Origin of the sequence: Pseudomonas mandelii (assembly GCF_900106065.1) — a bacterium.
In the GTDB taxonomy this organism is placed as follows: domain Bacteria; phylum Pseudomonadota; class Gammaproteobacteria; order Pseudomonadales; family Pseudomonadaceae; genus Aquipseudomonas; species Aquipseudomonas mandelii.
The window spans coordinates 363026-385935 of sequence record NZ_LT629796.1 but is presented as its reverse complement, the minus strand read 5'-3'; the positions used below and the strand labels follow the sequence as shown (position 1 = coordinate 385935).

General features: G+C 59.2%; 26 protein-coding genes. 25 read left to right on the top strand and 1 reads right to left on the bottom strand.

Annotated features, from left to right (window positions below; translation table 11 throughout):
• Positions 1-334: 334 nt before the first annotated feature.
• The 3 genes from rluC to sppA are packed head-to-tail and all read left to right on the top strand — an operon-like array spanning position 335 to position 2960.
• The gene (gene rluC / locus BLU63_RS01700; RefSeq protein WP_010461871.1) at positions 335-1297 is read left to right on the top strand and encodes a 23S rRNA pseudouridine(955/2504/2580) synthase RluC; all 963 of its coding nucleotides are present in this window, start codon (positions 335-337) and stop codon (positions 1295-1297) included.
• Positions 1284-1946, top strand: a complete 663-nt coding sequence (locus BLU63_RS01695; RefSeq protein WP_083374753.1) for an HAD-IA family hydrolase — start codon at positions 1284-1286, stop codon at positions 1944-1946. The genes rluC and BLU63_RS01695 overlap by 14 nt, the downstream gene beginning before the upstream one ends.
• A 24-nt stretch (positions 1947-1970) precedes the next feature.
• Complete coding sequence (gene sppA, locus BLU63_RS01690; RefSeq protein WP_010461867.1) at positions 1971-2960, top strand: signal peptide peptidase SppA; 990 nt, start codon at positions 1971-1973, stop codon at positions 2958-2960.
• Between the two features lie 48 nt (positions 2961-3008).
• On the opposite strand, the gene BLU63_RS01685 is transcribed toward sppA, so the two are convergent.
• Positions 3009-3587, bottom strand: coding sequence for a Maf family protein (locus BLU63_RS01685; protein WP_083374752.1), 579 nt, complete (start codon positions 3585-3587; stop codon positions 3009-3011).
• A gap of 105 nt (positions 3588-3692) precedes the next feature.
• On the opposite strand from BLU63_RS01685, the gene BLU63_RS01680 reads away from it, so the two are divergent.
• The 22 genes from BLU63_RS01680 (at position 3693) to araG (ending at position 22904) form a co-directional block, all read left to right on the top strand.
• A complete protein-coding gene (locus BLU63_RS01680) occupies positions 3693-4220 on the top strand; it encodes a YceD family protein (protein ID WP_004371317.1) in 528 nt (175 codons plus the stop codon).
• Positions 4221-4233: 13 nt separating this feature from the next.
• Positions 4234-4416: a 50S ribosomal protein L32 gene (gene rpmF / locus BLU63_RS01675; protein WP_008152339.1), complete on the top strand. Its 183-nt coding sequence runs from the start codon at positions 4234-4236 to the stop codon at positions 4414-4416.
• Between the two features lie 4 nt (positions 4417-4420).
• A complete protein-coding gene (gene plsX / locus BLU63_RS01670) occupies positions 4421-5431 on the top strand; it encodes a phosphate acyltransferase PlsX (RefSeq protein WP_077747995.1) in 1011 nt (336 codons plus the stop codon).
• 126 nt (positions 5432-5557) lie between these two features.
• Positions 5558-6496 (top strand): ACP S-malonyltransferase, encoded by a 939-nt coding sequence (gene fabD, locus BLU63_RS01665; protein ID WP_083374751.1) that lies wholly within the window; start codon positions 5558-5560, stop codon positions 6494-6496.
• A 16-nt stretch (positions 6497-6512) separates the two neighbouring features.
• Complete coding sequence (gene fabG, locus BLU63_RS01660; RefSeq protein ID WP_010461854.1) at positions 6513-7256, top strand: 3-oxoacyl-ACP reductase FabG; 744 nt, start codon at positions 6513-6515, stop codon at positions 7254-7256.
• A 191-nt stretch (positions 7257-7447) separates the two neighbouring features.
• A complete protein-coding gene (gene acpP / locus BLU63_RS01655; protein ID WP_003442511.1) occupies positions 7448-7684 on the top strand; it encodes an acyl carrier protein in 237 nt (78 codons plus the stop codon).
• Between the two features lie 108 nt (positions 7685-7792).
• On the top strand, positions 7793-9037 hold the full coding sequence (fabF, locus tag BLU63_RS01650; protein ID WP_008152330.1) for a beta-ketoacyl-ACP synthase II: 1245 nt from the start codon (positions 7793-7795) through the stop codon (positions 9035-9037).
• Positions 9037-9852: an aminodeoxychorismate lyase gene (pabC, locus tag BLU63_RS01645; protein WP_010461852.1), complete on the top strand. Its 816-nt coding sequence runs from the start codon at positions 9037-9039 to the stop codon at positions 9850-9852. The genes fabF and pabC overlap by 1 nt, the downstream gene beginning before the upstream one ends.
• A 3-nt stretch (positions 9853-9855) precedes the next feature.
• Entirely contained in the window at positions 9856-11085 is a 1230-nt protein-coding gene (gene mltG / locus BLU63_RS01640; protein ID WP_083374750.1) for an endolytic transglycosylase MltG, read from the top strand.
• Between the two features lie 19 nt (positions 11086-11104).
• A complete protein-coding gene (tmk, locus tag BLU63_RS01635) occupies positions 11105-11737 on the top strand; it encodes a dTMP kinase (RefSeq protein WP_010461848.1) in 633 nt (210 codons plus the stop codon).
• Entirely contained in the window at positions 11730-12716 is a 987-nt protein-coding gene (locus BLU63_RS01630) for a DNA polymerase III subunit delta' (protein WP_010461847.1), read from the top strand. The genes tmk and BLU63_RS01630 overlap by 8 nt, the downstream gene beginning before the upstream one ends.
• Before the next feature lie 42 nt (positions 12717-12758).
• The gene (locus BLU63_RS01625; protein WP_077747994.1) at positions 12759-13115 is read left to right on the top strand and encodes a PilZ domain-containing protein; all 357 of its coding nucleotides are present in this window, start codon (positions 12759-12761) and stop codon (positions 13113-13115) included.
• 14 nt (positions 13116-13129) lie between these two features.
• The gene (locus BLU63_RS01620) at positions 13130-13915 is read left to right on the top strand and encodes a TatD family hydrolase (RefSeq protein ID WP_077747993.1); all 786 of its coding nucleotides are present in this window, start codon (positions 13130-13132) and stop codon (positions 13913-13915) included.
• Between the two features lie 342 nt (positions 13916-14257).
• Positions 14258-14896, top strand: a complete 639-nt coding sequence (locus BLU63_RS01615; RefSeq protein ID WP_008152317.1) for a TetR/AcrR family transcriptional regulator — start codon at positions 14258-14260, stop codon at positions 14894-14896.
• 138 nt (positions 14897-15034) lie between these two features.
• The gene (locus tag BLU63_RS01610) at positions 15035-16003 is read left to right on the top strand and encodes a GTP 3',8-cyclase MoaA (protein WP_010461842.1); all 969 of its coding nucleotides are present in this window, start codon (positions 15035-15037) and stop codon (positions 16001-16003) included.
• Between the two features lie 138 nt (positions 16004-16141).
• Positions 16142-16747 (top strand): DUF4823 domain-containing protein, encoded by a 606-nt coding sequence (locus tag BLU63_RS01605; RefSeq protein ID WP_010461840.1) that lies wholly within the window; start codon positions 16142-16144, stop codon positions 16745-16747.
• Between the two features lie 15 nt (positions 16748-16762).
• Positions 16763-17323 carry a DUF1285 domain-containing protein gene (locus tag BLU63_RS01600; protein ID WP_083374749.1) on the top strand — a complete coding sequence of 187 codons (561 nt, stop codon included), beginning with the start codon at positions 16763-16765 and terminating at the stop codon, positions 17321-17323.
• 206 nt (positions 17324-17529) lie between these two features.
• Positions 17530-18246, top strand: coding sequence for a FadR/GntR family transcriptional regulator (locus BLU63_RS01595; protein WP_083374748.1), 717 nt, complete (start codon positions 17530-17532; stop codon positions 18244-18246).
• 36 nt (positions 18247-18282) lie between these two features.
• Entirely contained in the window at positions 18283-19158 is an 876-nt protein-coding gene (locus BLU63_RS01590; RefSeq protein ID WP_077747992.1) for an SMP-30/gluconolactonase/LRE family protein, read from the top strand.
• Between the two features lie 197 nt (positions 19159-19355).
• Entirely contained in the window at positions 19356-20174 is an 819-nt protein-coding gene (locus BLU63_RS01585; RefSeq protein WP_083374747.1) for an SDR family oxidoreductase, read from the top strand.
• 114 nt (positions 20175-20288) lie between these two features.
• On the top strand, positions 20289-21293 hold the full coding sequence (locus tag BLU63_RS01580; protein ID WP_010461828.1) for a substrate-binding domain-containing protein: 1005 nt from the start codon (positions 20289-20291) through the stop codon (positions 21291-21293).
• A gap of 66 nt (positions 21294-21359) precedes the next feature.
• A complete protein-coding gene (araG, locus tag BLU63_RS01575; protein ID WP_077747990.1) occupies positions 21360-22904 on the top strand; it encodes an L-arabinose ABC transporter ATP-binding protein AraG in 1545 nt (514 codons plus the stop codon).
• Positions 22905-22910 lie beyond the last annotated feature (6 nt).

Sequence of the window (22910 nt, the reverse complement as noted above, 5' to 3'; positions counted from 1 at the left end):
TAATTTAGGCGTTGTTTCCGAAGCGTTCGCTCGGGGTCGTCCTTAGCTGACTGCACTTTGTGAACTGGCCATGAATATTGGCTCGCAAGGGGAGTGAAAACTCTGCTTTGCGGCTTGATTCAGGCCTCATGTCACCTGCGCTTGTTACAGCTGCAAACTCCACCGTTACGTAGCGAAAGCCCCGTAGGACGGCCTCGCGTCCTGGTGAATTGCGTTGGTCAGGGCCGGTTTTTGACCGTTAGTCCGCTGTCCAGGCCGCTTTTGGCGGCGTTCGCGACTATAGCAGCAATGATTAAGTGCTTCAATTCCATAAAAAATTGTTATCATCCGCGGCATGACGACTACTGCCCCTTCGACCCCAGCCGTACAACTGCTGGAGGTCTCGCCGGAATATGCCGGCCAACGTATTGATAACTTCCTTCTCGCTCGGCTCAAAGGCGTGCCCAAGACCTTGATTTACCGCATTTTGCGCAAGGGCGAAGTGCGAGTGAACAAAGGTCGGATCAAGCCCGAATACAAGCTGCAGGCGGGCGATATCGTGCGCGTGCCGCCGGTTCGCGTGCCTGAGCGCGACGAGCCGGTGCCGCTGGCCCAAGGCCTGCTGCAACGCCTGGAAGCCTCGATTGTGTTCGAGGACAAAGCGCTGATCGTGATCAACAAGCCTTGCGGCATTGCGGTTCATGGCGGCAGCGGCCTGACTTATGGGGTGATCGAAGCCTTTCGTCAGTTGCGTCCCGATTGCAAGGAGCTCGAACTGGTTCACCGTCTCGACCGTGATACCTCCGGCCTGTTGATGATCGCCAAGAAACGCAGCATGTTGCGCCACTTGCACACGGCCTTGCGCGGCGACGGCGTCGACAAGCGCTATATGGCGCTGGTCCGTGGTAACTGGGCGGCTTCGATCAAGCAGGTCCGGGCGTCGCTGGGCAAGAGCAATCTGCGTTCCGGCGAGCGTATGGTCGAGGTCGACGAGGAGGAGGGCAAGGAGTCTGTGACCGTGTTCAAGGTCCTGCGCCGCTTCGGTGACTTTGCCACCCTGATTGAGGCCAGGCCGATTACCGGCCGGACCCACCAGATTCGCGTCCATACCTTGCACGCCGGGCATTGCATCGCTGGCGACACCAAGTATGGCGACGAAGGTTTCAGCAAGGAAATTCGCGATTTGGGCGGCAAACGCCTGTTTCTGCACGCCTACCTGCTGACTGTGCCGCTGCCCGATGGTGGCGAGCTGAAATTGCAGGCGCCGGTGGATGAAATGTGGGCCAAGACCGTGGAGCGCCTGAGTGCACCCCTCTGATTACAAACTGCTGATTTTCGATTGGGACGGCACGCTTGCTGACTCCATTGGTCGGATTGTCGAGGCGATGCATGTCGCGTCCGAACGGTCCGGGTTTCAGCTGCGCGATGATTTTGCCGTCAAAGGCATTATCGGTCTGGGTCTGCCTGAGGCCATTCGCACGTTGTACCCCGAAATTGGCGATGCCGAGCTGGTTGCGTTCCGCCAACACTATGCGGATCACTACATCGCCGCAGAGGCTGTGCCTTCACCGCTGTTCGAGGGTGTGCTCGAGTCGATGGAGGCGTTTCGCGCCGAGGGTTATCATCTGGCTGTGGCCACGGGCAAGGCGCGTCGCGGGCTGGATCGGGTGCTGAAAGCCCATGGCTGGGAAGATTATTTCGATATCACCCGCGCCGCCGACGAAACCGCCAGCAAGCCCCATCCGCTGATGCTTGAGCAGATTCTCGCGCATTGCGAGGTTCGCCCGGAGCAGGCGCTGATGGTGGGCGATTCGTCCTTCGACCTGCAGATGGCGCGTAACGCCGGTATGGATTCGGTGGCAGTCAGTTATGGCGCGCAATCGATCGACGCGCTGAAGCTGTTCGAGCCGCGACTGGCCATTGATCGTTTTTCAGAATTGCATGCCTGGCTGGGTCAGCGGGCTTAACGGGTTTTTGCTGGGGTAGATGTCATGACCGACGAATGGAAAGCGCCCGCCAAGGCGAGCGCAGAGAGCGGTGACGAAAAAAGCTGGAAGCTGCTGGAAACGACCCTGCTGGCCAGTGTCCAGGAGCAGCGCCGGTCTCGTCGCTGGGGTATTTTCTTTAAATTGCTGACCTTTGTGTACCTGTTTGGCGCGTTGATTCTGTTCACGCCGCTCATGGACATGGAAAAAAGCGCGACCCGCGGTTCCCACTACACGGCGTTGATCGATGTAACCGGCGTGATCGCCGACAAGGAGCCGGCCAGCGCCGACAACATCGTTGGCAGTCTGCGTGCTGCCTTCGAGGATGAGAAGGTCAAGGGTGTGGTTCTGCGCATCAACAGCCCGGGCGGCAGTCCGGTGCAGTCGGGTTATGTGTATGACGAGATCGTCCGTCTGCGCGGCTTGCACCCGGATACCAAGGTGTACGCGGTGATCTCTGACCTGGGCGCTTCCGGTGCTTACTACATCGCCAGCGCGGCGGATCAGATTTACGCCGACAAGGCGAGTCTGGTCGGTTCCATTGGTGTGACGGCGGCCGGTTATGGTTTCGTCGGCACCATGGAGAAGCTTGGCGTCGAGCGTCGGACCTACACGTCCGGCGAGCACAAGTCGTTCCTCGACCCGTTCCAACCGCAGAAGCCTGAGGAAACTCAGTTCTGGCAGGGCGTTCTGGATACCACGCACCAGCAGTTCATCAACAGCGTGAAGAAGGGCCGTGGCGACCGTCTCAAGGATAAAGAGCATCCAGAGTTATTCTCCGGGCTGGTCTGGAACGGTGAGCAGGCGTTGCCGCTGGGTCTGATCGATGGCCTGGGGAGTGCCAGTTCGGTGGCGCGCGATGTAATTGGCGAGAAGGAGCTGGTGGATTTCACCGTTCAGGAATCGCCATTTGATCGTTTCTCGAAAAAGCTCGGTGCCAGCGTGGCTGAGCAACTGGCGATGTGGATGGGCTTCCAGGGGCCTTCGTTGCGTTGATTCTTTGGTTGCATCAGAAAACCGGCCGCAGTGGCCGGTTTTTTGTGTTCAGGGAATTTGCACGCCCTCGGCCAGTAGCATGTCGATCAGGCGAATCAGCGGCAGGCCGATCAGGCTGGTGGCGTCAGGGCCTTCGGTGCTTTGAAACAGGCTCACCCCCAAGCCTTCGGCCTTGAAGCTGCCAGCGCAGTCGTAGGGCTGTTCGGCGTGCAGGTAGCGCTCGATGCGTGCCGGGTCGAGGGTGCGCATGTGCACGGTGAAAGGCACGCAGTCGACCTGGCAGTCGCCGGTCTGGCTGTTGAACAGCGCCAGGCCCGTCAGGAAGGTCACGCTGGCACCGCTGGATGCCAGTAGTTGTTCGCGGGCCTTCTCGAAGGTGTGGGGTTTGCCGATGATTCGATTGCCGAGGACGGCAACCTGGTCGGAGCCGATAATCAGATGAGCAGGATGGCTGCCGGCCAGTGCCCGGGCTTTTTCTTCGGCAAGGCGTTTTACCAGTTCGATGGCCGTCTCGCCGGAGCGATGGCTTTCATCGATATCCGGCGAGCTGCAGGTGAATGGCAGCTGCAAGCGGGCCAGCAATTGCCGGCGATAAACCGAGCTTGAAGCGAGTAATAAAGGCAGCATGCGCATCTCCGGAAGACAGGCGCGAATTCTACCGAGGCTTCCAAGTGACGGACAGGGCTGAATTTCCTTTGACATGGCTGGGTGCATCCCTATAATGCTGCGCCTATGTTGAATGACCCGATTCCACCTCACGTTGACCCGCGCAAATTGGCTGACCGTGGCACCACCCTTCAAGGTGAACTGCTGCTGGCCGATTTGGAGAGACTCTGCGACCCGCTTTCCGATACTGTCGGTACGGTGCAGGCTAAATTCGTTTTTGAACGAGATGAACGTAAGTCTGTGGTAATCCACAGTTTTATCGACACCGAAGTCAAAATGGTTTGCCAGCGTTGTCTTGAGCTGGTCACCCTGCCGATCCATAGCGAATGCAGTTATGCTGTGGTGAAGGAGGGTGCGAATACCCAGTCGTTGCCGAAAGGTTATGACGTGCTGGAACTGGGCGAAGATCCATTGGATCTGCAGTCACTGATCGAGGAGGAGCTTCTGCTCGCCTTGCCCATTGTGCCTGCTCATCATCCGGAAGAATGCCAGCAGCCGGCGGGTCTCGATGAGCCCGAACCGAGCGAGGACGAGGTAACGCGGTCCAACCCGTTCAGTGTATTGGCGCAGTTAAAGCGTGACCCAAACGTTTAGGAGTTAATCAATTATGGCTGTTCAGCAGAACAAAAAATCCCGCTCTGCCCGTGACATGCGTCGTTCGCACGACGCCCTGACGGCAAGCACTCTGTCTGTAGAAAAAACCACCGGTGAAATTCACCTGCGTCACCACGTATCGCCAGAAGGCGTATACCGTGGCCGTAAAGTGATCGACAAGGGCGCTGACGAGTAATCACTTGTCTGCTCAAGTCATCGCGATTGACGCAATGGGCGGGGACTTCGGTCCCCGCAGCATTGTTCAGGCCAGCCTTGCTTGTCTGTCTGCTACGCCCTCGCTGCACCTGACCCTCGTCGGTCAACCCTCTCTTCTTGAAGAATTGCTCTCTGGCCAATCGGCTGTGGATCGCTCGCGCCTGTCGATTGCTCCGGCGTCCGAAGTCATCGCCATGGACGAAAAGCCTGCCCAGGCCTTGCGTGGCAAGCCTGACTCGTCGATGCGCGTGGCGCTTGAGTTGTTGCGTGATGGCAAGGTTCAGGCCTGTGTCAGTGCCGGCAATACCGGTGCGCTGATGGCGTTGTCGCGGTTTGTGCTCAAGACGTTGCCCGGCATCGATCGGCCGGCGATGGTGGCGGCGATTCCAACGCAGAAGGGTTATTGCCAGTTGCTCGACCTCGGCGCCAACGTTGATTGCAGTGCCGAGCATTTATTGCAATTTGCGGTGATGGGCTCGGTGGCGGCAGAAACCCTCGGCATTGTTCGCCCACGGGTGGCCTTGCTGAACATCGGCACCGAAGACATCAAGGGTAATCAGCAGGTCAAGCTGGCGGCGACCTTGTTGCAAAGTGCTCGCGGCATCAACTACATCGGCTTTGTCGAAGGTGACGGTTTGTACCGGGGCGAGGCGGACGTGGTGGTGTGTGACGGCTTTGTCGGCAATATCCTGCTCAAGTCCAGCGAAGGCCTGGCGACCATGATTGCCGGGCGCATCGAAGCCTTGTTCAAGAAAAACCTCGCCTCGAAAATGATCGGCGCGCTGGCGCTACCCCTGATGAAGCGTTTGCAGGCCGATCTGGCGCCTGCGCGACATAACGGCGCAAGCTTCCTGGGTTTGCAGGGGATTGTGGTGAAAAGCCACGGTTCGGCCGGGGTTCAGGGTTTTCAGAGTGCCATTTCCCGTGCGCTGATCGAGATCCAGGAAAACCTTCCGGAACGCATTCACGGTCGTCTGGAGGATTTGTTGCTTTAGGCGTTTTCGTCGGACAATGCTTAAATGTGACCGCTCAGTTCAATTGGCCATCCAACTGTCAGTTTCTTGCGTCCCCCAAGCGGGACGTCAAATTCTCCGACGACAAGATCATTAGGGGCTTGTTACATGTCTGCTTCCCTCGCATTCGTCTTTCCAGGACAGGGTTCGCAGTCCCTCGGCATGCTGGCCGAGTTGGGCGCACAACATCCGGTTGTCCTCGAAACATTCAAAGAAGCTTCCGATGCTCTGGGTTACGACCTGTGGGCACTGACCCAGCAAGGGCCGGAAGAGCAACTCAATCAAACCGATAAAACCCAGCCGGCCATTCTGACTGCCTCGATCGCCTTGTGGCGTCTGTGGCTGGCGGAAGGCGGCGCGCGTCCGGCTTACGTTGCCGGTCACAGCCTGGGCGAGTACAGCGCACTGGTCGCGGCGGGCAGCCTGAGCCTGGGCGCCGCCGTCAAACTGGTGGAGCGCCGTGGTCAGTTGATGCAGGAAGCGGTTCCGGCCGGGCAGGGCGGCATGGCCGCAATCCTGGGTCTGGAAGATGCTGACGTGTTGGCCGCCTGTGCCGAAGCGGCGCAAGGCGAAGTGGTCAGCGCGGTCAACTTCAACTCCCCGGGCCAGGTCGTGATCGCCGGTGCCAAAGCTGCGGTCGAACGCGCCATCGAAGGCTGCAAGGCTCGTGGTGCCAAGCGTGCCATGCCGTTGCCGGTCAGCGTGCCGTCCCACTGCGAATTGATGCGTCCGGCAGCCGAGCGTTTCGCTGAGTCGATCGCTGCCATTGACTGGCAGGCTCCGCAGATCCCTGTGGTGCAGAACGTCAGCGCCAATGTGCCGGCCGATCTGGAAGCCCTCAAGCGCGATCTGCTTGAGCAGCTCTACAAGCCTGTACGCTGGGTTGAGTCGGTCCAGGCGCTGGCCGCCAAGGGCGCGAACCAGCTGGTCGAATGCGGCCCTGGCAAAGTACTCGCCGGCCTGAACAAGCGTTGCGCCGAAGGCGTGTCGACATCCAACCTCAATACCCCAGACGCTTTCGCTGCCGCCCGTGCAGCGCTGGCCTGAATCAGGAGAAACTTGCATGAGTCTGCAAGGTAAAGTTGCACTGGTCACCGGTGCGAGCCGCGGTATCGGCCAGGCCATCGCCCTGGAACTGGGTCGTCAGGGCGCTATTGTTGTCGGTACCGCGACGTCCGCTTCCGGCGCCGAGCGTATTGCCGCTACCCTGAAAGAAAATGGTATTCAAGGCACTGGTCTGGAACTCAATGTCACCAGCGACGAATCCGTTGCTGCCGTATTGGCGAGCATCACAGCACAGTTCGGTGCGCCGGCGATCCTGGTCAACAATGCCGGTATCACCCGCGATAATCTGATGATGCGCATGAAAGATGACGAATGGCATGACGTCGTCGATACCAACCTGAACAGTCTGTTCCGCCTGTCCAAGGGCGTTTTGCGCGGTATGACCAAAGCCCGTTGGGGACGAATTATCAGTATTGGCTCGGTTGTGGGTGCCATGGGCAACGCAGGCCAAGTAAACTACGCAGCCGCCAAGGCCGGTCTGGAAGGTTTCAGCCGTGCACTGGCGCGTGAAGTCGGTTCGCGTTCGATTACGGTAAACTCGGTGGCCCCTGGGTTCATCGACACCGATATGACCCGCGAACTGCCTGAGGCACAGCGTGAAGCCTTGCAGACGCAGATTCCGCTGGGCCGTCTGGGGCAAGCTCAAGAGATCGCGTCTGTGGTCGCTTTTCTTGCATCCGACGGTGCGGCTTACGTTACTGGGGCTACAATCCCGGTGAACGGCGGGATGTACATGAGTTAAATGTGACGGATTGCTTCAAAAAAATGTCATACGAGCTGTCTAAAATCCGTTATAAAGCTGCAATCTATTTATAGGCAGAGGGCCGTCGGGTTTGAGGAGTGAAGCTTTCAGTTGAAAAACTGAAAAGTCTTTCTATACACTTACCCACTGGCCAGCTGCCTGAATTTGTCCATTAGGAGTGAAAACAAGGTATGAGCACCATCGAAGAGCGCGTCAAGAAAATCGTTGCTGAGCAACTGGGCGTTAAAGAAGAAGAAGTGGTCAACACTGCTTCCTTCGTTGAAGACCTGGGTGCCGACTCCCTTGACACCGTTGAGCTGGTGATGGCTCTGGAAGAGGAATTCGAGACCGAAATCCCTGACGAAGAAGCTGAGAAGATCACTACTGTACAAGCCGCAATCGATTACGTTACTAACCACCAGGCTTAATAGCTTGTAATCGTTGCTTGCTGTCATGGAAAAACCGCACTGCCATCACGGCGTGCGGTTTTTTCTTTAGGCCTGATGCAAAGTCGTCATTTGAAAAAGGAGAGTGCTGTGTCGCGTAGACGCGTCGTAGTCACCGGTATGGGTATGTTGTCGCCACTGGGCACGGATGTGCCAAGCAGTTGGCAGGGCATTCTGGCTGGCCGCAGTGGCATTGGTCTGATCGAACACACCGACCTTTCTGCCTATTCCACCCGTTTTGGCGGCTCGGTAAAGGGCTTCAATGTCGAGGAATACCTGTCGGTCAAGGAAGCTCGAAAGCTCGACCTGTTCATTCAGTACGGTCTGGCCGCAGGTTTTCAGGCTGTACGTAACGCAGGCCTTGAAGTCACCGACGCCAACCGTGAACGCATCGGCGTGGCCATGGGGTCGGGTATTGGCGGTCTGACCAATATCGAAGAAACCAGCCGCACCCTGCATGATTCCGGGCCACGACGGATTTCTCCGTTTTTCGTGCCTGGCTCGATCATCAATATGATTTCCGGTTTTCTGTCCATCCACTTGGGTGCACAGGGACCTAACTACGCCATCGCCACCGCGTGTACCACCGGTACGCACTGCATTGGCATGGCTGCGCGCAACATCATGTACGACGAAGCCGACGTGATGATTGCCGGCGGCGCCGAGATGGCGGCTTGCGGTCTGGGCATGGGTGGCTTCGGTGCTTCCCGTGCGCTGTCGACCCGCAACGACGAGCCAACCCGTGCCAGCCGTCCATGGGACAAGGGCCGTGATGGCTTCGTTTTGTCCGACGGTGCCGGCGCCCTGGTTCTCGAAGAGCTGGAGCACGCCAAGGCGCGCGGCGCGACCATCTATGCCGAGCTGATCGGTTTCGGCACCAGCGGCGATGCCTACCACATGACTTCGCCTCCCGCCGATGGCGCCGGTGCTGCCCGTTGCATCACTAATGCCTTGCGCGACGCCAGGATCAATGGCGATCAGGTCCAGTACATCAACGCCCACGGCACCTCGACCTCGGCCGGCGACCTCGCCGAAGCCTGTGCGATCAAGTCGGTGTTCGGCGATCACGCCTACAAACTGGCCGTCAGTTCGACCAAGTCCATGACCGGTCACTTGCTGGGTGCAGCAGGCGCAGTCGAGGCGATCTTCAGCGTGCTGGCGATCAACAGCCAGGTAGCGCCACCGACCATTAACCTCGATGAACCGGACGAAGGCTGCGATCTCGATTTCGTGCCGCACACCGCGCGCAATATGGATATTGATGTGGTGCTCTCCAACTCCTTCGGATTTGGCGGTACCAACGGCTCGCTGGTGTTCCGCCGGTTCGCTGACTGATGGACAGCTGGGTCGACGGTCAGCCGGCTGACGCTTTGTCGCTGAAGGATCGCGGCCTGGCTTACGGTGATGGTCTGTTCGAGACCATCGCCGTGCGTGGTGGGCAACCCTTGTTGCTGGACCGACATCTGTCGCGTCTGGCCGATGGCTGTTCACGGCTGGCGATCACTGCCGATCACGAGTTGATCCGCAGTGAGCTGCTGGCCTATGCCGCCGCACTGGGTCAAGGTGTGCTCAAGCTCATCCTCACCCGCGGCGACAGTCTGCGTGGTTACGCTCCCGATCCTTCGGCTCAGGCCCGACGTATTCTGCAAGGAAATCCCCCCGCTGCTTATCCTGCCGTTCATGGCGAGCAGGGCGTTCGCCTATTCCCGTGTGCGACGCGACTGTCCAGGCAACCACTGCTTGCCGGCCTCAAACACCTGAACCGCCTGGAGCAGGTCATCGCCCGTTCCGAATGGCAGGACACCGAGCATGCCGAAGGCTTGATGCTCGACAGGACAGGGCGGGTGATCGAAGGCGTATTCAGTAATCTTTTCCTGGTGCGCGATGGCGTGTTGATCACAGCCGATTTGAAGCGCTGCGGCGTGGCGGGTGTGATGCGTGCCGAATTATTGTTTCAAGCCGAGTCATTGGGGATCCCCACGCAAATCACCGACATCAGCCTCGATCAGCTGCAATGGGCCGATGAAGTCTTTGTCTGCAACAGCGTGTATGGCGTTTGGCCGGTGCGCGCCTATGCTGCGCTGAGCTGGCCGGTTGGGCCGCTCACCCGTAAACTCCAAACCATTGCCCATGCGCTACTGGATGCTTGATACGTGAGACGTAAATTGTTGCTGCTGCTGGAAACCGGATTGGTTCTGGCAGGGCTGTGTCTGGGCGCCTCCGCCTGGAAGATTCATACGGCGCTGAATCAGCCGCTGAACATCACCCAGGAAGAACTGCTGGAAGTGCCTAAAGGCACGACACCCACCCGCACCTTCTATCGACTCGAAGCCGATGGCGTCATCAAGGACGCTTTCTGGTTGCGCGTGTATTGGCGTTTCAATCTGGCCGGACAACCCTTGCACAAGGGCGAATACCGCATGCAGCCCGGCATGACCGTCGAAGGGCTGATCGACCTGTGGAAGCGTGGGGACATCGTTCAGTACAGCCTGACTCTGGTCGAAGGCTGGAATTTTCATCAGGTCCGGGCGGCATTGGCCAAGGATGAAAAACTCGAGCAGACCCTCAACGGCTTGAGCGATAGCGAAGTGATGACCAAGCTGGGCCATACCGGGATCTTTCCCGAGGGCCGGTTCTTCCCCGACACTTACCGCTTCGTGCGGGGCATGACCGACGTCGATCTGCTGAAAAAAGCCTACGATCGCCTCGACGAAGTCCTGGCCAGGGAATGGGAGCAGCGCGCTGCTGATTTGCCGTACACCGAACCCTATCAGGCGCTGATCATGGCCTCGCTGGTTGAAAAGGAAACTGGTGTGCCCCAGGAGCGCGGGCAGATTGCAGGCGTGTTCGTGCGACGCATGGCGATGGGCATGCTGCTGCAGACTGATCCGACGGTGATCTACGGCCTGGGTGATCGCTACAGCGGCAAGTTGACCCGCGCCCACCTCAAGGAGGCCACGCCGTACAACACCTATATGATTTCGGGCCTGCCACCCACCCCGATTGCCATGGTCGGCCGCGAAGCGATCCATGCCGCGTTGAACCCGGTGGCAGGCAACAGCCTCTACTTTGTGGCTCGCGGTGACGGCAGCCACGTGTTCTCCGATGATCTGGACGCCCACAATAATGCGGTGCGCGAGTTCCAGCTCAAGCGTCGTGCCGATTATCGGTCCAGTCCGGCACCGGTCTCCGCACCAGAAACTCCGAGTGCCGACACACCGGGTGCCGAAGCGCCGATTCCGGCCGCTTCGCCCAATCCCGATCCCGAAGCTTTGCCAGAAGTAGCGCCACAAGACGCGCCACAAGACGCGCCGCAAGAACCCGCTCCGGCGCCCGAACCCGTGCCCGAGCCGGACACACCGGCTCCGCAAAGCCCGCAATGACTCTGATTAAGGACTGCCCGTGACTGGCTTGTTTATAACCCTGGAAGGCCCGGAAGGCGCCGGCAAGAGCACCAACCGCGAATACCTGGCCGAGCGCCTGCGCGCCGCCGGTATCGAGGTGGTGTTGACCCGCGAGCCGGGTGGTACGCCCTTGGCCGAGCGGATCCGCGAGGTGCTGTTGGCGCCGGTTGATGAAGTCATGAACCCTGACACCGAGCTGCTGCTGGTGTTCGCCGCGCGCGCCCAGCATCTGGCCGAGGTGATTCGCCCGGCGCTGGCCCGCGGCGCGGTAGTCTTGTGTGATCGCTTTACCGATTCGACCTACGCCTATCAGGGCGGTGGTCGTGGTCTGTCGCTGGAGCGTATCGCGGCCCTCGAAACCTTTGTGCAGGGCGATTTGCGCCCGGATCTGACGCTGATCTTCGATCTGCCGGTGGAAGTGGGCCTGGCTCGCGCCAGCGCTCGCGGTCGCCTGGATCGTTTTGAACTCGAAGGCCGAACCTTTTTTGATGCCGTGCGCAGTGCGTTCCTCAAGCGCGCTGAAGCTGACCCGGCGCGTTATGTGCGGGTCGATGCCGCTCAGCCGCTGGCACAGGTTCAGCAGTCGCTGGACGCCTTGCTGCCACGCCTGCTGGAGTTGGCCCGTGGCTGAAGCGTATCCGTGGCAGGACAGCCTCTGGCAGCAGTTGGCCGGTCGCAAGCAACATGCGCACGCCTATCTGCTGCATGGCCCGGCCGGGATCGGCAAGCGGGCGCTGGCGGAACGGTTGATGGCCAGTTTGCTGTGCCAGCGTCCGACCGCGCAGGATGCCTGCGGTGAATGCAAGTCCTGCCTGCTGCTCAAGGCCGGCAGCCACCCCGACAACTACATCCTGGAACCCGAAGAGGCCGACAAGGCGATCAAGGTCGATCAGGTGCGCAATCTGGTCAGTTTCGTGGTCCAGACCGCCCAAATGGGCGGGCGCAAGGTGGTGTTGATCGAGCCGGTCGAGTCGATGAACATCAACGCCGCGAACGCCTTGCTCAAAAGTCTTGAGGAACCGTCCGGCGACACCGTTTTGCTGTTGGTCAGCCACCAGACCAGTCGTCTGCTGCCGACCATCAAGAGCCGCTGCGTACAGCAGGCTTGTCCGCTGCCGAGCGAAGCGATGAGTCTTGCCTGGCTGGCCAAGGCCCTGCCGGACAGCTCGGAAGAAGAGCGTATCGAACTGCTGACCCTGGCGGCCGGCTCCCCGCTGGCGGCGGTCAAGTTGCAGGCCCAAGGCGTGCGCGAACAGCGAGCTCTGGTGGTCGAAGGCGTGAAGAAGCTGCTCAAGCAGCAGCAATCGCCGACGCAATTGGCCGAAGAATGGAAAACCGTCCCGCAGTTGCTGTTGTTCGACTGGTTCTGCGACTGGTCGAGTCTGATCCTGCGCTATCAATTGACCCAGGATGAGCAGGGGCTGGGGTTGGCGGACATGCGCAAGGTCATTCAATACCTGGCGCAGAAAACCGCTCAGGATAAAGTCTTGAATATCCAGGACTGGATTCTCGCCCAGCGTCAGAAGGTCATGAGCAAAGCTAACCTCAATCCGGCCTTGTTGCTGGAGGCACTGCTGGTGCAATGGGCATCCTTGCCTACCCAGAAGTGATCGTCTGTGCCTAGACTCTGATCATCAGCAATGGAGGTCAGCATGAATGAAGCCGTCAATCCGGGGCCGCGCAACGGCATTTTGTCCCTGACCATCAAGGACAAGTCCGTGCTTTACGCGGCCTACATGCCGTTCATCAAGAACGGTGGCCTGTTTATCCCGACCAACAAGAGCTACAAGTTGGGCGACGAGGTGTTCATGCTGCTGAACCTGATGGATGAGGTCGATAAGATTCCGGTAGCCGGCAAGGTTGCCTGGATTACGCCCAACGGTGCGCAGGGCAATCGGGCTGCCGGGGTCGGCGTACAATTCAACGACGGCGACAACACCGCGCGCAGTCGAATCGAAACCCATCTGGCCGGAGCCCTGAAGTCCGACCGTCCCACTCATACGATGTAAGTTGCAGCCCTTTTATGCTCGTAGATTCCCATTGTCACCTCGATCGTCTTGACCTCGCCGCCCACGACGGCTCACTGGATGCCGCGCTTGATGCGGCCCGGCAGCGCGGGGTAGGGCACTTTTTATGTATCGGCGTCAGCGTTGAAAATGCCGCGGATGTCAAAGCCCTGGCCGAACGTTATGGCGACGTCGACTGTTCAGTGGGCGTGCATCCTCTGGATGTACAGCCGGGTGCCGCTCCGGCGCTGGATTGGTTGTTGCGTGAGCTCAATCACCCCCGTGTCGTGGCCATCGGTGAAACCGGCCTGGATTATCACTACGAGCCGGAAGCGGCAGAGTTGCAGCAGGCATCGTTTCGCTTGCACCTGCAGGCGGCTCAGCAAACAGGCAAACCGGTGATCATCCACACCCGTGGCGCCCGTGCCGATACGTTGAGCTTGCTGCGCGAGGCTGCGTTGCCTCAGGCGGGCGTGTTGCATTGCTTCACGGAAGACTGGGACATGGCCAAGGCTGCGCTGGACATGGGCTATTACATTTCCCTGTCTGGCATTGTCACTTTTCGCAATGCCGATGCGCTGCGTGACGTCGCCAGCAAAGTGCCGGCTGATCGATTGCTGGTAGAAACCGACTCGCCGTACCTGGCGCCGATCCCTTATCGCGGCAAACCCAACCTGCCGCAGTACGTGCGCGAGGTGGCGGAGTTTCTGGCAATGTTGCGGGGTGAGGCTTACGAGCGATTTGCCGAGCAGACCACTGAAAACTTCAAGCGCCTGTTTCCGCTGGCGCATGTGAAGGGCTGAATCGCAGGCAAAAAAAACCCGGGTTCTGGGGGGTGAATCCGGGTTAAGACCATTAGGAGTAAAACAAAGGCACGCGGTCCGTTGGTACCTATATCGACGCGACACTTGGGGGAGATGCCCCGCCGACAGTTCAAGTATTGATCAGTATTGCGCCGAGTCCAGTTTACCGGTCCCGGTTTTTAAACAATTTTGGAATACGGGCGCTTCGGAAGTGTTCTCATCAACAGGCGACCCTGTGTGAAATCATCAAGAAACACAGATATGGTCGGATGATCCGTGCATTTTGGCGCAAGTTAGGCATAATACGCGGCTTCGAATTTTGACCCCTACAGACCTTTTCTTATGCATAAAGAACCTCGTAAGGTCCGTGAGTTTCGTCGCCGCGAGCAAGAAATTCTCGATACCGCGCTCAAGCTGTTCCTCGACCAAGGTGAAGACAGTGTCACCGTCGAGATGATTGCTGATGCCGTCGGTATCGGCAAAGGCACGATCTACAAGCATTTCAAATCCAAGGCGGAGATCTATCTGCGCCTGATGCTCGACTACGAGCGTGATCTGAACGAGCTGTTGCATTCGGCTGATGTCGACAAGGACAAGGAAGCCCTGTCCCGGGCCTACTTCGAATTCCGCATGCGCGATCCGCAACGCTATCGCTTGTTCGATCGCCTGGAAGAGAAGGTGGTCAAGGGCAACCAGGTGCCGGAGATGGTCGAGGAACTGCACAAGATCCGCGCCTCGAACTTCGAACGCCTGACCTTGCTGATCAAGGGCCGGATCAGCGAAGGCAAGCTTGAAGACGTGCCGCCTTACTTCCATTACTGCGCGTCCTGGGCGCTGGTGCACGGTGCCGTGGCGCTGTATCACTCGCCGTTCTGGAGCAATGTGCTGGAAGATCAGGAAGGTTTCTTCCAGTTCCTGATGGATATCGGCGTGCGCATGGGCAACAAGCGCAAGCGCGATACCGACACTCCGAGTAGCTGAACCATTCAGTTGCCTTATTGCGCAATGATTTCTCTATATGGCGCAGTACCTCAGGAATATACTCAGGCATGGGACTTGCTAAAACTTGATTTGTGAGTCAAGTTTTACGCGTTCAAATTCCTTTCGCCGGAGTGCTCCATGATCGTTGACCGTCAAGGCAGGCGTTTCCGCAATCTGCGGATCAGCCTGACCTCAGCCTGCAATTACGCGTGTACCTACTGCGTGCCCAACGGCAAGCGGCTGGTGGCTGCGCAGGACGAATTGTCGGCCGACGCCATGGCGCGCGGCGTGGCGTACCTGATCGAAGCGGCGGGCATCGAGCGCTTGCGCATCACCGGTGGCGAGCCGCTGGTCAGCCCCAAGCTCGAAGCCTTCATGACGGCCGTCGGCAAGATGGGCCTGGAAGACATCAGCCTGACTACCAATGGTCAGCTGCTGGCGAAAAAGCTGCCGTTGCTGGTAGACGCCGGCATCCGTCGCATCAACGTTTCCCTCGATACCCTGGATGCCAGCGCGTTCCGCAGCATTGCCCGTGGCGGCGACCTGGCGACGGTGCTCGACGGGATGGATCAGGCCAAGGCCGCCGGCCTTAAAATCAAGGTCAACATGGTGCCCCTGCGCGGCCAGAACCTTGATCAAGTGATGCCTCTGCTCGATTACTGCCTGGAGCGTGGCTATGAATTGCGCTTCATCGAGCTGATGCGCATGGGTCATCTGGCCAGCGACAACAACGCTTTCCTGCAACAGTTCGTCAGCCTTCAGCAGTTGCTGAGCCTGATTGGCGAGCGTTACGAGTATTTGCAGGCCGATGCACCCGTAGACGCCACTGCCGTGCGTTACCAAATACCGGGGCTGGGGCACTTCGGCGTGATCGCCAATGAAAGCGTTCCCTTCTGCCGGACTTGTTCACGCCTGCGTCTGTCGTCCACCGGCTGGCTGCATGGCTGTTTATCGTCGAGCAATCGCCACTATGTCGGCGATCTGCTCGACAAGCCGCGCCATCAGGCATTGCCAGCGTTGCAGCGACTTCTGGTGAAAGCCTTGGGGGACAAGCAGGAAGTGGCGTTCTCGGGGGGGGCGACCATCATGAAGATTATTGGCGGCTGATCGGGCCTCATTGTCCGAACGCCGCTCCGAGCCTGCTCGCGATTGCTATCTATAAGGCCACAACATCCTTGAGCTGGCGCGGAAGCTGCATCCAATGGCCATTCGCCGGTTTTCCGTCACCGGCCTCTGGAGGGTAGGATGCGTAGCCTGGTTTTGCTGCTGGCCGTTTTGGCGCTTGGTGGCTGCATGAATGTCAGCGATATGGCTGAAGGAACTCGCTACCACATGAGCGATGCAGGGCTGCTGGATCACAGCGACAGTCGTCGGGTGAATAACCTGCGCATTCAGCCGGACTCATTCATCTACATCGCCCAAGGTGCCTTCGCGCCGCCGGGCAGTGCTTATCCGCGACCTAACGTGGTCGCTGAAGAAGCCTTCAACGGCTTTATCGAATATTTCCCGATGGTCCGCCGAGCGCGCGCGCCCGAAGGTCTCGACCAGGCCATGGGTGAAGCCCGCGCCGCCGGTGCCCATTACCTGCTTTACACACGGTTCGCCAAGGCGGATGACCGAATCGGTAACTCGGACGAATGGCTCGATCAGGAATACGTGGATCGCTTGGGCATCGACAGCGGCGTGATTCAGATCATGTTGATCGAGACCAGCACCCAGTATTTGATTGATACTGCACGTATCAAGAGTCGTGGCGGTTTACTGACGTTCCACGATAACAAGCCACAAGACCTGATCGGCCCGCCGCTTGAGCAATACGCGCGCAGCCTGATTGGTCTCAGCGACCAGTAATCCAAGGAGAACGCCATGAGTGGCCCGCAAAAAGCCAACGACTTGTTGGGGCAAATCCCCAAAACCAAAGGCTTGCCGCCGGTCCACCTGTGGAACCCTGATTTCTGTGGCGACATCGACATGCGCATCGCCCGCGACGGCACCTGGTATTACCTGGGGACGCCGATCGGGCGCAAGCCGATGGTCAAATTGTTTTCCACCATCATTCGCCGCGATGGCGATGACTATTTTCTGATCACTCCGGGCGAGAAAGTGGGCATCAAGGTCGATGATGCGCCGTTTGTGGCGATTGCCGTGGACGTGGAAGGCGAGGGCGAAGCCCAGCTTCTGCGCTTCACCACCAACGTCGACGAGACCACGGACGCCGGCACCGAACACCCGATTCGCGTGGTGATCGACCCGGTCACGCAAGAGCCAGCACCCTACGTGCATGTGCGCACCAACCTCGAAGCCCTGATCCATCGTAATGTGTTCTACCAACTGGTGGAGTTGGCCGTGACCCGTGAGATCGACGGGCAACGTTGGCTGGGTGTATGGAGCGGCGGTGAATTCTTCCCCATCGGCCTTGAGCCTTAACGCATAGCACTGTGGGGGCGGGCTTGCTCGCGATGAGGCCATAACATCAACCTAGATGTTACCTGTTACGCCGCCATCGCGAGCAGGCTCGCTCCCACATTGGATGTGTGAGTCATCCAAAAAATCAAATTGACACCCAATCATATGATGATTAGCGTGGACACCCATCGCGAACGGCTTTGTGCCGCTCCTGCATCGAGGTGTCCATGTCCAGCAGTTTTCATGCGTCGACCGTCGATTGGCTGGGTTGCTGGATAGCCGCCGGCCAGGTCAAGCCGGGTGAAACCATCAAGGTCGAAGCCGACCTGGGTGAGCAGTTGGGTGTCAGTCGCACGGTCATCCGCGAAGCCATCAAAACCCTGGTCGCCAAAGGCATGCTCGAAGTCGGGCCAAAGGTCGGTACACGGGTATTGCCGGTGCGACGCTGGAACCTCTTCGACCCACAAGTAGTGGGTTGGCTTTCGCGCAGCGGCTTGCCGGAAAACTTCGTCGACGACTTGCTCGATCTGCGCCGCACCATCGAACCGATGGCCGTGCGCTGGGCCTGCGAGCGCGCAACGGTCGAACAGGTCCAGGCGATCCAGCAGGCCTATAACGCGTTGGAACGGGCGGTGGACAGCGGCGTTGATTACAACCGCGCCGACCAGATCTTCCACGAGTGCATACTCGCCGCCAGCCACAACCAGTTCATCGAACAAATGGTCCCGGCCCTTGGCGCGTTGTTGGCGGTGTCGTTCGAAGTGTCCGCCGCCGACCCGGACGAATTGCGCCGCACGCTGCCGATTCACAAAGACATGGCCGACGCCATCGCCGCACGGGATGCCGCGCGGGGTGTCTGGGCCTGCATGACCCTGATCGATAACGCGGACCTGGCGATCAAACGCTTTTATCCAAAAGTCATGGCCGACAAAAAAGCCGGCTGAGAGGCTTGCGCCACATAAAAAACAACAGGAGGTTTCATGACGTGGAATGCGGTTACCGGACACCGTGCGCAACTCGGTGAAGGTCCGTTCTGGGATGTGCCGACCCAGGCGCTGTATTGGGTGGACATCGCCGGCAAGCAAGCCCTGCGACTGATCGGCGCCAACGTGCAAATCTGGAAAATGCCGGAACACGTGTCCGCGTTTATCCCCTGTGAAAGCGGCGATGCGCTCGTGACGTTGAGCAGCGGCGTCTATCGGCTGGACCTTGATTCGCCGGGGCTTGAGCCGCGCCTGACCTTGCTCTGCGTCGCCGACCCGCAACCCGGCAACCGCGCCAACGAAGCCCGCTGCGATGCACAGGGTCGGCTCTGGCTTGGCACCATGCAGAACAACATCGGTGAAAATGGCGAAGACCTGCCCATTGTGCGTCGCTCCGGCGGCCTGTTTCGCATCGACCGCGACGCCCGGGTCACGCCGCTGCTTCGCGGGCTGGGCATTCCCAACACGTTGCTGTGGAGCGAGGACGAGACCACGCTGTTTTTCGCCGACAGCATGGACAAAACCTTGTACCGCCATTTCGTCCACACCGATGGCAACCTGGACACCGCGTATGTCTGGTTCGGTCCCCACGATCGGGGCGGCCCCGATGGCTCGGCGATGGATGCCGAGGGTTTCATCTGGAACGCCCGCTGGGACGGTAGCTGCCTGATCAGGCTAACTCCGGATGGCTATGTCGACCGCGTGATCGAATTGCCGGTCAGCCGCCCCACCAGTTGCGTGTTCGGCGGCGAAGACTTGAAAACCCTTTACGTCACCAGCGCCGCGAGTCCGCTCAACCACCCGCTGGACGGCGCGCTGCTGTCGATTCGCGTCGATGTACCCGGAAAAACATGCACCCGCTTTGCCGGATAAAATCCCAAAATATGGGATGTAAAATTATATATTGAGATTATTTGGTGGTCGGGTTTATAGTCGGCCATCAGTTACACGCACTCACACTTAAAAAAACAAAACAGGTGAAGTGATGCAGCGATTTTCCAAAAAGACTTTTGACCGGACATCGACAGATGCCCGGCTTTTGTCGTCCCTGAAAAAAGGGGGCTTGATCCATGGCTGAGCCTCTCTCCTTGCCAGCCGTGCCCGAACCAGCCAAAGGCGAGCGCCTGAAAAACAAGGTCGTGCTGCTGACCGGCGCTGCGCAGGGCATCGGCGAGGCCATCGTCGCCACGTTCGCGTCGCAGCAAGCCAAACTGATCATCAGTGATATTCAGGCCGAAAAAGTCGAGAAAGTCGCGGCGCACTGGAGGGACAAAGGCTTCGATGTCCAGGCCATCAAGGCTGACGTCTCCCGGCAGCAAGATCTGCACGCGATGGCCAGGTTGGCCGTCGAGCGTCACGGCCGGATCGACGTATTGGTCAACTGCGCTGGGGTCAACGTATTCCGCGATCCACTGGAAATGACCGAAGAAGACTGGCATCGCTGCTTCGCCATCGACCTCGACGGCGCGTGGTATGGCTGCAAAGCCGTGCTGCCGCAAATGATCGAGCAGGGCATCGGCAGCATCATCAACATCGCTTCGACCCATTCCACCCACATCATCCCGGGCTGCTTTCCGTACCCGGTGGCCAAGCACGGCTTGCTCGGGCTGACCCGCGCGCTGGGCATCGAATACGCGCCAAAGGGCGTTCGCGTGAATGCGATCGCGCCGGGCTACATCGAAACCCAATTGAACGTCGATTACTGGAACGGTTTTGCCGACCCCCAGGCCGAACGTCAGAGGGCATTCGACCTGCATCCGCCGCGTCGTATCGGGCAACCGATGGAAGTGGCCATGACGGCCGTCTTCCTGGCCAGCGATGAAGCACCGTTCATCAATGCTTCATGCATCACCATCGATGGTGGACGCTCGGTCATGTATCACGACTGAGCAAAACGTCTTTCAGACGCGAAGTTCCGTCTGAAATCCAATCATCATACGATATGACTATTTGCAGTACCGGCTTTCAAAATAACGCTCAAAAAAAATAACAAGGAGTCAGCTATGAATCGTCGTCGTGGGATCCGTTCCCTGTGCTGTGCCGCTTTGGCGGTCACTGCGGTCAGCTTGAGCAGCACGCTGCTGGCGGCCGAGGAAGTGAAAATCGGCTTCCTGGTCAAGCAGGCGGAAGAGCCCTGGTTCCAGACCGAATGGGCATTCGCCGAAAAGGCCGGGAAAGACAAGGGCTTCACTGTCATCAAGATCGCCGTGCCTGACGGCGAGAAAACCCTCTCGGCCATCGATAGCCTTGCAGCCAATGGTGCCAAAGGCTTCGTGATCTGCCCGCCGGACGTCTCCCTTGGCCCGGCCATCATGGCCAAGGCCAAGCTCAATGGTATGAAAGTCATCGCTGTCGATGACCGTTTCGTCGATGCCAATGGCAAGTTCATGGAAGACGTTCCTTACCTCGGCATGGCCGCATTCGAAGTCGGCCAGAAGCAGGGCGCGGCAATGGCCACCGAAGCGAAAAAACGCGGCTGGGACTGGAAAGAAACCTATGCGGTGATCAACACCTTCAATGAACTCGACACCGGCAAAAAGCGCACCGACGGTTCGGTCAAAGCCCTGGAAGACGCCGGGATGCCGAAAGACCACATCCTGTTCTCGGCGCTGAAAACCCTCGACGTACCGGGCAGCATGGACGCCACCAACTCGGCCCTGGTGAAACTGCCGGGCGCGGCGAAAAACCTGATCATCGGCGGCATGAACGACAACACCGTATTGGGCGGCGTGCGCGCCACCGAAAGCGCCGGTTTCGCTGCTGCCAACGTGATCGGCATCGGCATCAACGGTACCGACGCCATCGGCGAACTGAAGAAAGCCAACAGCGGTTTCTTCGGCTCGATGCTGCCGAGCCCTCACATCGAAGGCTACAACACCGCGAGCATGATGTTCGAGTGGGTCACCACCGGCAAAGAACCACCGAAGTACACCGCGATGGACGACGTGACGCTGATCACTCGCGAGAACTTCAAGCAGGAACTGGAAAAGATCGGCCTGTGGAACTGAGGGCTGGTTGATTTCATCGGCGGCCCTGGCGACGGGGCCGCCTGATCTGTGTGATGAGGTGGTTTTATGCACGCGCAAGTACAGACACATGAGCACAGCGTCGGCGGCAGCCTGCGCTTCAACGGGATCGGCAAGACGTTTCCTGGGGTGAAGGCGCTGGATGGCATCAGTTTCGTCGCTCATCCGGGGCAGGTTCATGCCTTGATGGGCGAGAACGGTGCCGGCAAATCGACCCTGCTGAAAATCCTCGGCGGTGCTTACACGCCGAGCAGCGGCGACCTGCAGATCGGCGAGCAGACGATGGTCTTCAAGTCCACCGCCGACAGCATCGCCAGTCGGGTGGCGGTGATCCACCAAGAGCTGCATCTGGTCCCGGAAATGACCGTGGCGGAGAACCTGTTCCTCGGTCATCTGCCGGCCAGTTTCGGCCTGATCAATCGAGGCGCGCTGCGCCAGCAAGCGTTGGCCTGCCTCAAAGGCCTGGCCGATGAAATCGACCCGCAAGAGAAAGTCGGGCGCCTGTCCCTCGGTCAGCGACAGCTGGTGGAGATTGCGAAGGCGTTGTCCCGTGGCGCGCATGTGATTGCCTTCGACGAACCCACCAGCAGCCTGTCGGCGCGGGAAATCGATCGCTTGATGGCGATCATCGGGCGTCTGCGTGACGAAGGCAAAGTGGTGCTTTACGTGTCCCATCGCATGGAAGAAGTGTTCCGCATCTGCAACGCGGTGACGGTGTTCAAGGACGGCCGCTACGTGCGCACGTTCGAGGACATGAGCGAACTGACCCACGACCAGTTGGTGACGTGCATGGTCGGGCGCGACATTCAGGATATCTACGATTACCGCAGCCGCCAGCGGGGCGCCGTGGCGCTCAAGGTTGACGGTTTGCTCGGGCCGGGACTGCGTGAACCCGTGAGTTTCGAGGTGCACAAGGGCGAGATTCTCGGGCTGTTCGGCCTGGTGGGCGCGGGGCGTACCGAGCTGTTCCGGATACTCAGCGGGCTGACGCGCAACACCGCCGGACGCCTGGAGCTTCGTGGTCATGAGGTGAAACTGCGTTCCCCCCGTGATGCCATCGCGGCCGGGATTCTGCTGTGTCCCGAAGATCGCAAGAAGGAGGGCATCCTGCCGCTCGCCAGCGTCGCCGAGAACATCAACATCAGTGCGCGAGGCGCCCATTCCACGTTCGGTTGCCTGTTGCGCGGCTTGTGGGAAAAGGGCAACGCCGACAAGCAGATCAAGGCGCTGAAAGTGAAGACGCCGAGCGCCGAGCAGAAAATCATGTACCTGTCCGGCGGCAATCAGCAGAAGGCCATTCTCGGCCGCTGGCTGTCGATGCCGATGAAAGTCCTGTTGCTCGATGAACCGACGCGCGGCATCGATATCGGCGCGAAAGCCGAGATCTACCAGATCATCCATAACCTGGCTGCCAGCGGCATCGCGGTGATCGTGGTGTCCAGCGACCTGATGGAAGTGATGGGTATTTCCGACCGCATCCTGGTGCTCTGCGAAGGCGCGATGCGCGGCGAGTTGTCTCGCGCAGAGGCCAATGAATCCAACCTGCTGCAACTGGCTTTGCCGCGCCAACGTGCTGACGGCGTGGCGAACTGAGAGGTG